Origin of the sequence: Marinobacter sp. SS13-12 (genome assembly GCF_030227115.1) — a bacterium.
Taxonomy (GTDB): domain Bacteria; phylum Pseudomonadota; class Gammaproteobacteria; order Pseudomonadales; family Oleiphilaceae; genus Marinobacter.
In genome coordinates this window covers 323602-335466 of sequence record NZ_JASSUA010000003.1, presented here as the reverse complement: position 1 = coordinate 335466, position 11865 = coordinate 323602, and the positions used below count along the sequence as shown (strand labels likewise).

At 58.7% G+C, this 11865-nt stretch carries 12 protein-coding genes; 8 read left to right on the top strand and 4 right to left on the bottom strand.

The window, feature by feature from the left end; all coding sequences use genetic code 11:
* Positions 1 to 116: 116 nt before the first annotated feature.
* Both QPL94_RS17455 and QPL94_RS17450 read left to right on the top strand, forming a co-directional pair.
* Positions 117 to 1178: a Glu/Leu/Phe/Val family dehydrogenase gene (locus tag QPL94_RS17455; RefSeq protein ID WP_285359128.1), complete on the top strand. Its 1062-nt coding sequence runs from the start codon at positions 117 to 119 to the stop codon at positions 1176 to 1178.
* Positions 1179 to 1243: 65 nt separating this feature from the next.
* On the top strand, positions 1244 to 2650 hold the full coding sequence (locus QPL94_RS17450; RefSeq protein WP_285359126.1) for a sodium-dependent transporter: 1407 nt from the start codon (positions 1244 to 1246) through the stop codon (positions 2648 to 2650).
* A 50-nt stretch (positions 2651 to 2700) separates the two neighbouring features.
* Here QPL94_RS17450 and QPL94_RS17445 read toward each other — a convergent pair whose 3' ends face one another.
* From QPL94_RS17445 to QPL94_RS17435, 3 genes are read right to left on the bottom strand one after another with little or no spacing between them, the layout of a single operon-like run.
* Positions 2701 to 3888, bottom strand: coding sequence for an MFS transporter (locus QPL94_RS17445; RefSeq protein WP_285359124.1), 1188 nt, complete (start codon positions 3886 to 3888; stop codon positions 2701 to 2703).
* 9 nt (positions 3889 to 3897) lie between these two features.
* Complete coding sequence (locus QPL94_RS17440) at positions 3898 to 4725, bottom strand: CheR family methyltransferase (RefSeq protein WP_285359122.1); 828 nt, start codon at positions 4723 to 4725, stop codon at positions 3898 to 3900.
* 39 nt (positions 4726 to 4764) lie between these two features.
* Entirely contained in the window at positions 4765 to 5697 is a 933-nt protein-coding gene (locus QPL94_RS17435) for a chemotaxis protein CheV (protein WP_285359121.1), read from the bottom strand.
* Between the two features lie 197 nt (positions 5698 to 5894).
* Here QPL94_RS17435 and flgA point away from each other — a divergent pair, with 197 nt between their 5' ends.
* The 3 genes from flgA (at position 5895) to QPL94_RS17420 (ending at position 7588) form a co-directional block, all read left to right on the top strand.
* Entirely contained in the window at positions 5895 to 6599 is a 705-nt protein-coding gene (flgA, locus tag QPL94_RS17430) for a flagellar basal body P-ring formation chaperone FlgA (RefSeq protein WP_285359119.1), read from the top strand.
* Between the two features lie 184 nt (positions 6600 to 6783).
* Positions 6784 to 7110: a flagellar biosynthesis anti-sigma factor FlgM gene (gene flgM, locus QPL94_RS17425; RefSeq protein WP_285359117.1), complete on the top strand. Its 327-nt coding sequence runs from the start codon at positions 6784 to 6786 to the stop codon at positions 7108 to 7110.
* A 7-nt stretch (positions 7111 to 7117) separates the two neighbouring features.
* The gene (locus tag QPL94_RS17420) at positions 7118 to 7588 is read left to right on the top strand and encodes a flagella synthesis protein FlgN (protein ID WP_285359115.1); all 471 of its coding nucleotides are present in this window, start codon (positions 7118 to 7120) and stop codon (positions 7586 to 7588) included.
* A 28-nt stretch (positions 7589 to 7616) separates the two neighbouring features.
* Here the strand turns inward: QPL94_RS17420 and QPL94_RS17415 are convergent, their stop codons facing one another.
* A complete protein-coding gene (locus QPL94_RS17415; RefSeq protein ID WP_285359114.1) occupies positions 7617 to 8363 on the bottom strand; it encodes a cyclic di-GMP-binding domain-containing protein, MshE-related in 747 nt (248 codons plus the stop codon).
* 217 nt (positions 8364 to 8580) lie between these two features.
* Here QPL94_RS17415 and QPL94_RS17410 point away from each other — a divergent pair, with 217 nt between their 5' ends.
* Genes QPL94_RS17410 through QPL94_RS17400 form a run of 3 tightly spaced genes read left to right on the top strand, consistent with a single transcriptional unit; the run spans position 8581 to position 11856 of the window.
* Positions 8581 to 9198, top strand: coding sequence for a peptidylprolyl isomerase (locus tag QPL94_RS17410; RefSeq protein ID WP_502881558.1), 618 nt, complete (start codon positions 8581 to 8583; stop codon positions 9196 to 9198).
* Positions 9199 to 9249: 51 nt separating this feature from the next.
* Positions 9250 to 11163 carry a bifunctional tRNA (5-methylaminomethyl-2-thiouridine)(34)-methyltransferase MnmC2/FAD-dependent 5-carboxymethylaminomethyl-2-thiouridine(34) oxidoreductase MnmC1 gene (mnmC, locus tag QPL94_RS17405; RefSeq protein WP_502881557.1) on the top strand — a complete coding sequence of 638 codons (1914 nt, stop codon included), beginning with the start codon at positions 9250 to 9252 and terminating at the stop codon, positions 11161 to 11163.
* A gap of 60 nt (positions 11164 to 11223) precedes the next feature.
* A complete protein-coding gene (locus QPL94_RS17400; RefSeq protein ID WP_285359110.1) occupies positions 11224 to 11856 on the top strand; it encodes a CBS domain-containing protein in 633 nt (210 codons plus the stop codon).
* The last annotated feature ends 9 nt before the right edge of the window (positions 11857 to 11865 follow it).

Below are 11865 nucleotides of genomic sequence, written 5' to 3'. Positions count from 1 at the left end.
GCATTTGACCGGTCCGTCACCCGTGACCAATCCAGTTTCGGCTGTGTCCGCCATCAGCGCAGGCATCCGCAACCAGGGTGGCTCCCAATGCAAACGCGTTAGAAGGAACCTGAACAATGACTGTATTTACGCATCCTGAATTCGACCACCACGAACATCTCACTTTCTGCTGCGACCCTGAAACGGGCCTGCGCGCCATCATTGCCGTCCACAACACAGCCCGCGGCCCTGCCCTTGGCGGTTGCCGTATGTTCCCCTATGCCAGCGACGAAGAGGCGCTCCGTGATGTACTGAGATTGTCGCGGGGTATGACTTACAAATCTGCCCTCGCCAATCTCAACCTGGGTGGTGGCAAATCGGTGATCATTGGCGATCCTCGCCAACACAAAACCGAAGCCCTTCTGGAATCCATGGGACGCTTTCTGGAGCAGCTTGGTGGACTCTACATTGCAGCGGAAGACTCCGGCACCAGTGTTGCCGACCTGAAAATCATGGGCCGCCAGACCTCCAACGTCGCCGGAATAAAGGAGCGTCCCGGGTTCGATGGCCGCCCAAGCAACGGTGACCCGTCTCCCGCCACTGCCTGGGGTACCTTTGTAGGCCTTCAGGCAGCAGTAAAGCACAAACTCGGTCGCAGTGACCTTGAAGGTCTGACAGTCGCTGTCCAGGGCATTGGCAATGTGGGCTATCGCCTGGCCCGGCATCTTACCGAAGCCGGCGCAAAACTGTGGGTGTATGACACCCATCAGGATCAGATGGACCGGGCCGTGGCTGAACTCGGCGCCACACCGGCCACCGCAGAGGAGATCCTGTACCTGCCGGTGGACGTGGTGGCGCCCTGTGCCATGGGTGCCGTGCTGAATGACCAATCCATTGCAAAGCTTCAGGCCCCCATCGTTGCCGGCGCCGCCAACAACCAGCTGGCCAGCCCGCGCCACGACGAGGTGCTGTGGAAACATGGCGTGCTCTACGCACCGGATTTCGTGATCAACGCCGGTGGCATCATCGATGTCTACTACGAGCGCACCGGCCCGGACCCGGATGCAGTCCGGAAACACGTGGACACCATCGGAGACACGCTGCAGGAAATTTTCGAGCGGTCACAACGTGATGGCTTGCCCACCGGACAGATCGCCAACCAGCTGGCAGAGGAACGATTCAGACCTATATCCCGTTGATGGTGGCGGTCACGCTGCTATCTCTCATTCCCCCCGAAAACAAAAACAGTAAACAGGAGAATACAATGAGTAATGCTTCTTCCTCCGCCACGGGCGGTGCCATGGACAAGGCGGCAGCTGCGCGTGGGCTCTGGTCTTCGCGCCTTGCCTTTATTCTGGCGGCCACCGGTTCTGCGGTAGGCCTTGGCAATATCTGGAAGTTCCCCTACATCACCGGTGAGAACGGTGGTGGCGCCTTTGTTCTTGTTTACCTGCTGTGCATCGCCGCCGTTGGCGTGCCGATCATGATGGCCGAGGTTCTGATCGGCCGCCGTGGTGGCCACAGCCCCGTCAACAGCATGCGGGCGATCACCAGCCAGGAGGGCCTGAAGCCGGCGTGGAGCTGGGTGGCCGCCATCGGCGTATTGGCCGGGTTCCTGATCCTGTCGTTTTATTCGGTGATTGGTGGCTGGGCCATCTCCTATGTGGGCACCGCCGCCACCGGGCAACTCGCGGGCCAGAGTGCCGAATCCATCGGTGCGATCTTCACGGGACTGCTGGGCGACCCCATGAAGCTGCTGATGTGGCACACCCTGTTCATGGCACTGGTCATGGTGGTGGTTGCCCGCGGGGTTCGTTCCGGGCTGGAGCGGGCCGTGAGTATCCTGATGCCGGCGCTGTTCGTGCTGCTGCTCATCGTTGTCGGCTACGCCATGACCACCGGCCATTTCGGCCAGGCGGTAAGCTTCCTGTTCCAGCCGGACTTCTCCAAACTTACCACCTCCGGTGTCCTCGTGGCCCTGGGTCATGCCTTTTTCACACTCAGCCTGGGCATGGGCATCATGATGGCTTACGGCTCTTACCTGCCGAAAAACATCTCCATCGCCAAAACCTCTGTCGCTGTCTCGGTGATGGACACCATGGTGGCTCTGCTGGCGGGACTGGCGATTTTCCCGATTGTCTTCGCCAACGGTCTTGAGCCGGGAGCGGGCCCGGGGCTGATCTTCCAGACCCTGCCGCTGGCGTTCGGCCAGATGCCCATGGGCAGCCTGTTTGGCACGCTGTTTTTCGTGTTGCTGATTTTCGCCGCCTGGACGTCCGGTATTTCGTTGCTGGAACCGCTGGTGGAATGGCTCGAGGAACAGAAAGGCATGAACCGTACCCTCAGCACGCTTGGCGCGGGCATCGCCTGCTGGCTGCTGGGCATCGCCTCGATACTGTCGCTGAACCTGTGGTCTGATGTGACACCACTGGGCATGTTCGCAATGTTCGAAGGTAAGACCATCTTCGATCTGCTGGACTTCCTTACCGCCAGCATCCTGTTGCCGCTAGGCGGACTGCTGGTAGCGGTATTTGTCGGCTGGTTCCTGTCCCGCAATGCCCTGGAGGAGGAACTGTCCATGTCACCGGGGGCCTTTACCGTCTGGTATCGGGTGTTGCGGTATTTCACACCGATCGCCGTGGCCATCGTGTTCATCTACAACCTGGTTTGATCGCCAGCGGGTGCTGGCGCTCTGACCGAGCGTCGGCGCCCCCTTCCCTGCTATTCTGGCAACCCGGTCGGTGCCCGACGGCCCATCAGCCAGATTGCCATCAGTACGCCATGGAGTACCAGGAAGGGCACGGCAATCAGTAACAGGCCGGTCCAGTGGAACGCCGCCAATACCGCACCGGCACTCATTGCCGCCGTTGCCTGTGAACCGAACACCACCAGGTCATTCAGCCCCTGCACCCGGAAACGCTCTTCATCCTGATACCCCTGCGGCAGTAACGTGGTGCCACCCACAAACAGGAAATTCCAGCCAATACCGAGCAGAATCAAAGCCGACAGGTAATGATGGAACGTGATCCCGCTGAAGGCCAGCACCACACATCCGAGATACGCCAGTAACCCCAGCCCCATCATCCGTGGAATCCCCACAACCCGGATCAGCCAGCCGCTGATAAGCGATGGCAGGTACATGGCCATGATGTGAAGCTGGATAACCCGTTTGGCATCCTCAAGCGGATGACTGGCTATGTCAGTCATACTCAAGGGAGTTGCTGTCATGATAAAGCTCATGATCGCGTAACCAACCGCAGCGGCACTGATCGCAGCCCAGATGACGGGCTGCTTCAGAATGGCGGTCATGGGGCGACCGCCACCGACTGCGGCCCCACGCACATGTTCTCCACTGGCACGATAGCCGAACGTCAGTACGACCATGGCCAGCACCTGAACCGCACCCAGGGCAAGCCATCCGCCCATGAAGGGGTATTGCGCCTGCCCGCCACCACCGGCCAGCGCAATTTCAGGTCCCAGCCAGGCCGCTACCAACCCGCCCAGCAGCACTCTGGCTGCAGCGGAACCCGCCATGTCGGAGGACACCGATTCCATGGCTGCAAAACGATACTGATGCACCACGGCCAGGCCCGTTCCGCCCACCACGGCCGCCACACACAGCAACGGAAAACTGGCTGTCCAGGCTGCCAGAGCACCGAGGCTGCCCGCCAGGGTTCCGGCCAGGGTGCCCAGCAGCATCACCGGCTTGCGCCCGATACGTTCCATCAACCAGGTAGCGGGTTTGATTGCCAGCACCGTGCCCACAACCACCAGCCCCACCGGCAGAGTCGCCAGTTCCGGTGAGGGTGCCAGCAGGCGGCCGTGAATACTTCCGATAAAAACAATGAAAGGCGCTGTGCACATGGCAAGCGCCTGGGCGGCGACCAGTATCCATACATTGAGGGGCATAGGACGGACCTATTTCTTCCGGTAGATGATCCCGGGGTGGCACTGCACCATTTCATAGAGGTGAGGCAGCCCGTTCAGCGATTCCGACGCTCCCAGTATCAGGTAGCCCCCGGGATTGAGGGTGGCATGAATACGGGTCAGAATGTCTTTTTTCAATTCTGCCGAAAAGTAGATCAGCACGTTTCGGCACATCACGATATCGAACTTGCCAAGCATGTAGCGCTCAAGCAGGTTCAGTTCCCGGAACTCGACCATGCTTTTGATTTGCGGCCGGATCTGCCAACTGCCGTTCATGGCCGGGGTAAAGAACTGCTTTTGCCGTTCGGGTGAAAGGCCGCGGCCAATGGCAATCATCTCGTACTCGCCACGGCGAGCCACTTCCAGCACGCTTTTGGAGATATCGGTGGCGGTGATTTTCACATCCCGTAGTTTACCCGGCCGCTGGCGCCGGAACTCTTCAGTGATCATGGCCACGGAATAAGGCTCCTGGCCGGTCGAACAGGCCGCGGACCAGATACGCAGGGACTGTGTCCCCTTCCGGTCACCGAATTCCGGCAGCAGTTTTTCCTGCAGGATACGGAACGGGTGATTGTCACGGAACCACAGGGTTTCGTTGGTGGTCATCGCATCGATAACCACTTCTTTCAGACTGCTCCGGCCGGAGCGCTTCACCCGCTCCAGCAGCTCACCCAGGGTGTTCAGCTTGTTCTCTTCCATGATTCGGCGCAGGCGGCTTTTGACAAGGTACTGCTTGTTCTCCCCGAGCAAAATGCCACACGCATCCTGCAGGAATGTTTTGAAGGCCTCGTATTCCTGTGGCGTTATTTCAGCTTTCATTGGATCTCAGTATTGGGTGAGTCGGAAGCGACAGCAACGTCACTGCTCTCGGTCGATTATCTCCATGACTCTTTCTGCCAGCTCATCGGGACTGAACTTGGCCATGAAATCATCCGCACCTACTTTCTGCACCATGGCTTTGTTGAAGACGCCACTGAGAGAAGTATGCAGCATGATATACACATCCCTGATGGCAGGCTCATTCTTGCACCTGGTAACCAGAGTGTACCCATCCATTTCCGGCATTTCGACATCCGAGATAATCAGTGACAGGTGGTCTGCCGCACGGGACCCGTCGGCTGTGATTTCCTTAAGGTAGTCGTAAGCCTGCTTGCCATCGTTCCTGGTAACGACTTCCATGCCAATGGCGGTCAGGCATCGTTCAATCTGTCGTCTGGCAACGGAGGAATCATCTACCACCAATACCGGCAGGTGGCCCGGTGCACGCTCTGCACTCCTGGTGCGTATGTCCTCGCCCACGTCCTGTTCGAGCGGTGAAACCTCGGAAAGGATTTTCTCCACATCGATGATCTCGACAATTCTGTCATCAATACGGGTCACCGCCGTAAGGTAGCCGTCCTTCCCGGCTCCCTTGGGCGGCGGAAGTATGTCTTCCCAGTTCATGTTCACGATGCGATCGACACCGCCGACCAGGAACCCCTGGGTCTTGCGGTTGTACTCGGTAATGATCACAAAGCAGTTTGCCAACTCTTCCCGGGGAATGCCCGGGAGCCGTATCGACATGGCAAGATCAATGATCGGGATCGTCTCACCCCGGATGTGTGCGACACCACACACCATGGGCCGGCTGTTCGGAAGGGACGACAGCTTCGGGCACTGAAGAACTTCCTTGACCTTGAACACGTTGATGCCATACATCTGCTGGTCACGAAGCCGGAACAGCAGAAGTTCCAGGCGGTTTTGTCCCACCAGCTGCGTACGCTGATTAACACTGTCCAATACCCCTGCCATTGTCTGTTCTCCTGCACGCAACGACTTGCTGCCGGCACGCATCTTGCTGCGTAGCTGTAATACGTCACCCGGCACGGCTAATGTGCCGGTTTATTGACTCCTGAATGGGCTTAACGGCCGGAATCGGAAATCATTAGGAATTTGCCGATTTTCCAGCCCTTACCCGATTATTGACAGCATAGGACAATCTGCAGCGTATGCGCATCACCATTTTCGTTACCGCTCTGCTAATGTCTGCCAATGCAGAGACCGTGATGGCCTCCAATACCACAGCGGAGCAAATCTATTCAGCAGCCGGGCAGTTCCTGGAGGCGTTTGCCGAAAAGCAGGCGGGTGAAGGCTTCTCTGTGACCCACGATAGCGGCAAACCGGACGCCCGCCTTTCCCTCGCTACCTGCGACACGCCACTGGACGTATCTTTCAGCGGCGATCCCTGGAAGACCACGCAACCGTCTCTGCTGGTTTCCTGTGAAGGCGACCGGCCCTGGCGTATGTTCCTGCCGGTGTCCGTCACTATCACCGGTAATGCCCTGGTGGCGTCCCGCACGCTTGGCCGGGGGGAGAGACTGACCGAGAGCGCGTTACGCACCGACTCGGTGGTCGTGAACTCGATCCGGCGCGGCGCCATCACCAGCGAGGATCAACTGATCGGGATGGAAATGCGACGGGGGGTTAACGCTGGTACCGTATTCACCCCCGATCTGCTGCTGACCCCTGCGGCAATAGAACGGGGCGATCATGTTATTATCAGCGCCCGCAGCGGAAACTTCTCGGTTAACTCCCGCGGAAAAGCCCTGGCCAGTGGTGGCATCGGCGAACAGGTTCTGGTGGAAAACCTGTCTTCATCCCGCACCGTCCGTGCCCGTGTGACGGCACCGGGCCGCGTCGAAATCCCCATGTAAGGCCCGCTGCCACGGCACTCGGTGGCCGCATGGCCGGCAAACATTTGCCGCAAACGGGGCAGATGACTGACTTGTAATGTCCACTGTGTAAAAATTTGCTAAAGAAATGTAAAGGCATGCCGATAGACAGGTATGAAACTCGTGGAGCCGCCCACTGCGGCTGATCAGCTAAGCAGGTAACGTTATGTCAGTTGACTTCAATGGAATAGGCCCAGGCCAGGTCAACACCCAGAAAACCACGGCCGACAAATCCTCCGGTGCCCAGCCTGCCCAGCCCTCCACAGGGGAGCAGGCAAAAGCTCAGGCACAGGGTGCCCGGGGAGAGAATGTTAATTTGAGCAGCCAGGCAAAAGACCTGAAGCAGCTTGAACAGAAACTGGGCAGCTACCCGGAAATGGACGATGATCGCATCGAACAGATCCGCTCTGCCCTGGAAGACGGCTCCTACAAGATTGATGCCGAGAAACTGGCCCAGAAAATGCTTGAGATGGATGAAAGCATTTTCGGGTGAGTAAATCATGGCCGCAATCGATGAACTGAAAGATCTTCTTGCTGACGATATCCGCCAACTGGAATCACTGGCGGATGTACTCAACCAGGAAAAAACCTGCCTGTCCGGCTCTGACATCCGCCAGCTTGAATCGCTGACCGGCGAGAAGAACAGGTTGCTGGAACAGATCCGGGAAAGTGCAAAACGCAAAATCCGCTTGTTGGTTGCCATGGGCTTTCGCCCCGAAAGTGGCGAACCTTCGCGGTTCATACGCAGCGCGGGGCTACCCGACCTGCTCGAACTGTGGGAGGACGCTGACCGTCGCCTGCGAAGCTGTCAGGAAATGAACCAGACCAATGGCAGAGTTATCAGCCATCTCCAGAAGCGCCTTTCCCGCCTGACTGATATATTCCGTGGTGTTACCGGACACCAGAAGCTCTACGGAGCCCAGGGCGAACAGAAGGCGGTTTCCTGCAGCACTATTCTTGCCAGTGCCTGATCCTGCATGACCATCCAACCCGCTGGCATTAGCGGGTATAGATGGTCATCTGTGAGTCCGGGTGAAAACGGATGTTGTCGATGGCGATATTGCCCATGGACGGTCCCTGGGTTCCACTGACACGGATATTGTCCATGCGGATCTGTTCGATCCGCTCCGGAAGGGCCATGCGCAGGCCGCCACTTGCCAGCACTTCATAGCGCGGTTCATCGTCTCGATAGTGCACACCGGTAATAGTCAGATCCGAATCCAGAAAATTCAGCACCGGCACAAACAGGTTGGCGGTCAGCTTCAACCCCTCGATCACATCAGGCTCAACCTCTCCGGCATTACCCTGATCATCACTTAACCCGGCCATGGCCGACACTGTGGCAACCCGGTCCAGTAAGGACGGATCCCCCTGCCCCGTAACCCCGGCCAGCTCGTTATCATTAATCGGCGCAAACCCGGACCGCTCGTAAAGCTGGCCGGCTTCAGAAAGATCCCGGGATTCACCCGCATTATTGCCAGCGGCAAAGCTCACCAGAGGCTGGAATGGCAGAACGGCCATGGTGACCAGTGCAGCAGCGTTGCGGTACCGCGACTGGTGCTTCAGAACCCGGTGCAGCTCACGCTCGGTGATCCAGCCGGACTGGACGAACACTTCACCCAATCGCTGGCCGGTTTCATGCTGGAGCCGCAGACCTTCCTCCAGCTGACTTTCGGAAAGATAGCCCCGGTTGATCAGCAACCGGCCAAGGCGGGATTTCTCTTCAAAACCCTGACGGATTTTCACGGTATGCCTCCCTGTACTCACTGTGATTGCCGTACAACCCGGCCCGGTCTGGACACATCAGCGCCGCTGACGTGGTAAAAGGTTACTTTATACTCATAAACTCCACATGGTTTCTGGCCGACCTGACCGCCGATATCTGCTAATATCCGCCCTCAGACAGCGGTCATCAGAGTATGGCAGCAAACGAACCCGGAGCTGACACGTGAGCCATTATAGAATGACAAATCCCGTTAAACCGTTTCGATATGTGATGCAGATCGTTCTCTGTGTAACCCTGTTGCTGGGCATTGCCTCATCACTGTCTGCCCAGGAGCGCCAGAATGAACTGCCGCAGGTGATCATTGAAACCAGCGAGGGCGTGATTGAAGTAACGCTGCGCCCGGACATCGCACCGGCAACCGTTGAGAATTTCCTTACCTACGTCCAGAACGGGTTCTACGAAGGCACCATCTTCCACCGGGTTATTCCTGGCTTCATGATCCAGGGTGGCGGCTTTGACGAAAACCTCAGCCGCAAGGAGACCGGCGATCCGGTGCGCAACGAGGCCAAACCAACGGCCAAAAACCTGCGCGGCACCATTGCCATGGCCCGCACCAGCTCGCCGGATTCCGCTACGTCACAGTTCTTCATCAACCTGACCGACAACAGCTTTCTGGATGCCGGTGTTCGCGGCCCGGGCTATGCCGTGTTTGGCAAGGTCACCGGCGGCATGGGCGTTGTAGATGCCATCGCCGGCAAACAAACCGGCCAGTCTCGTGGCATGGCCGATGTGCCAAACGAACCCATCGTTATTCACAGCGTGTCCCAGAGAAAAGCGGACAGCGCTACAGAATAGTGAGAGAGCAGCGAGAAAGCTGCAAGAGAGTGACAAAACGGTGACAAGACAGTGACCATGGATATCAGGCCCCCCTCCATTGAAACCGCCAACATCGAGTGGCGTGACGGTGTTCCCTGCTCCACACGGTTTGCCGATGTCTATTTCAGCCGTGATGACAGTCTTGAAGAAGTCCGTCACGGCTTTATTGGCCACAACCGCCTGGCTGACAGGTTTTCCAGGGTTCCGGCCGGCAGCGCCTTTGTTATCGCCGAAACGGGTTTTGGCACCGGGCTGAATTTTCTGGCCGCCTGGCAGACCTGGGAAGCATGGAACCCCGGCGACAACGCCTGCCTGCACTTTATTTCCGCTGAACGTTACCCTCTTGACCGCAACGATCTCAGCCAGGCCCTTTCCTTGTGGCCGGAGCTCGAAAACTACGCAGCTGAACTGCTGGAACACTATCCCCCACCGGTCCAGGGCACTCATCGCCTGGTACTCGCCGGCGGGCGCATCCGGCTGACACTGTTTTTCGGCGATGTGCTGGAAGCCTGGCGCGAACTCGACTTCCAGGCGGATGCCTGGTTTCTCGATGGCTTCGCCCCGGCCGGAAATCCCCGCATGTGGGACGAAGCGGCGATCACAGCACTGAGAAAGCACAGCCGCCCTGGCACCACGATCGCCACTGCCACTTCGGCGGGCGACGTGCGCAGGCTGCTGGTGAACGCCGGATTCTCGTTATGGGAAACACCCGGATTCGCCAGCAGGCCGGAGATGCTCGCCGGAGAGCTTCCCATGGCCCCGGACGTGCCTGCCCGGGAGTGCACCACATCCCCCCGCTCCATCGCCATCATAGGCGCAGGCGTAGCCGGTAGCCTGCTGGCTCGCAACCTCGCCGAGCGTGGCCTTGAGGTGACACTGATAGACAAGGCATCGGACGCGGGAACAGCCGCATCCGGCAACTACCAGGGCGCCCTGTACGTGAAGCTCGGCGTGGAGTTCAACGATCAGGCAAAACTTGGACTGAGTTCATTGCTGTTCAGTCAGCGCTATTACGCTCAATCCGGCAGCGATTGCTGGCATCCGACCGGCCTTATCCAGCTGGCCTACAGCGACGTGGAAGCCGACCGACAGGCCCGATTCACTGCACGCAACGATTACCCATCGGCTGTACTCCGCTCCGTCGATGCCACTGAGGCCACCCGATTAGCCGGCATCCCGCTTCAAAGCGGAGGCCTCTGGTTTCCCCACAGTGGCTGGCTGGAGCCAGGCAGGCTGTGCCGCTCGCTGGCAAGCCACCCACGGATACACCACTGTTTCGGCTTTGATGTGCACCGGCTGACTCCCTGCAATGGCAAGTGGCACATCGCAGGAAACGGTGAGCAGGATGTGGTTGCCGACCGGGTGGTGATCTGTGCCGGACACCTCAGCCCGAACTTGATACCGCTGCGCAACGAATTCCGCTTCCGGACCATTCGTGGCCAGGTTTCCCATTTACCGGCATCCTCACTTAACAACCCCGCCGTAGTGCTCTGCGGGCCGGGATACATCAATCCTGCTTACAAGGGTATAGCGCTGACAGGCGCAAGTTTCGATCTTCACGATCACTCGCCGGCGCTTTCTGCTGAAAGCCACCGCGAAAATCTCTCGATGCTGACGTCCATGGTGCCTGCTGCACTCAACAGCGCGGCAGAGCAGCCAGACCCGGCCCTGCTTGAGGGAAAAGTGGGATTTCGCTGCACAACCCACGATTACCAGCCGGTTGCCGGTCCCCTTACAGACCCGGCAGGCCGCCCCCTTGAAGGCATTGACCTGTTTACCGGGCTGGGCAGCAAAGGGCTTAGCTACGCGCCACTGCTGGCGGAGTATCTGGCCGACCGGATCACCGACCAGCCACAGTGCCTTCCAGCTTCCCTGGCCCGGCGGGTGGCGACCCAACGCTGCCACAAGCGGGAAATACCGCAATCGGAAACTATTAGCGCCTGAAGGAATCCAACATCCGGCCGATAACCTGAAAAGGCCCTGTTATTACCGGAGCACAGCATTATGTCCATTCATGTCAGTGAGCCCGGCCGCCCGATCGGTACACGCCTTCCGGAGGTATTTCGGGGCCGCCGCGTGGACAACGTCACAGAACTGACGGAATCCCACAACATCGATATCAGCCACAGCGACACGACCGATGCCGAGTTTCAGCTGGCAGCCAGGTCCGGCCGTCATCGTGCGCTTGAGGAATACGGTGCTGCCGCAGCCGGGGAGCCCAAAGAACGGCGAGCGTATCTGCCGGTTTCCCAGATCTGCACACCGGCTCTGTTTTCGTTGCCTGCCACTGCCACTGTGGCCGACGCACTGGATACCATGGAAGAAAACGGTATCCATCACATTGTCATTTCCGCCGAGGGCAACGTGGCAGGGCTTGTGGATCTGAGATGGCTGCTGGCCTGGCTGCACCAATCCGGCGCCAATGCTCTGGGTTCCGGTTTTTTGAATATCGAGTTACCCGCGTTCCTGACCGCCTCTCCGGAAACCGATGCACATCAGCTGGCCAGGCTGATGCTCGCCCACCAGCTCAATGCTGCACTGGTCATCGATGAAACCGGCCAGCCTTCCGGCATCGTAACGAGTACTGATTATCTCCGGCTTTACGCCAGCGCAGGCAGGCACGAGGGCAGCGTGTAGGGAGGCAGC

Bases quoted from the DNA above. Each gene is read 5' to 3' on its own strand.
- QPL94_RS17455 (WP_285359128.1), top strand. From the start codon at position 117: ATGACTGTATTTACGCATCCTGAATTCGACCACCACGAACATCTCACT.
- QPL94_RS17450 (WP_285359126.1), top strand. From the start codon at position 1,244: ATGAGTAATGCTTCTTCCTCCGCCACGGGCGGTGCCATGGACAAGGCG.
- QPL94_RS17445 (WP_285359124.1), bottom strand. From the start codon at position 3,888: ATGCCCCTCAATGTATGGATACTGGTCGCCGCCCAGGCGCTTGCCATG.
- QPL94_RS17440 (WP_285359122.1), bottom strand. From the start codon at position 4,725: ATGAAAGCTGAAATAACGCCACAGGAATACGAGGCCTTCAAAACATTC.
- QPL94_RS17435 (WP_285359121.1), bottom strand. From the start codon at position 5,697: ATGGCAGGGGTATTGGACAGTGTTAATCAGCGTACGCAGCTGGTGGGA.
- flgA (WP_285359119.1), top strand. From the start codon at position 5,895: ATGCGCATCACCATTTTCGTTACCGCTCTGCTAATGTCTGCCAATGCA.
- flgM (WP_285359117.1), top strand. From the start codon at position 6,784: ATGTCAGTTGACTTCAATGGAATAGGCCCAGGCCAGGTCAACACCCAG.
- QPL94_RS17420 (WP_285359115.1), top strand. From the start codon at position 7,118: ATGGCCGCAATCGATGAACTGAAAGATCTTCTTGCTGACGATATCCGC.
- QPL94_RS17410 (WP_502881558.1), top strand. From the start codon at position 8,581: ATGACAAATCCCGTTAAACCGTTTCGATATGTGATGCAGATCGTTCTC.
- QPL94_RS17400 (WP_285359110.1), top strand. From the start codon at position 11,224: ATGTCCATTCATGTCAGTGAGCCCGGCCGCCCGATCGGTACACGCCTT.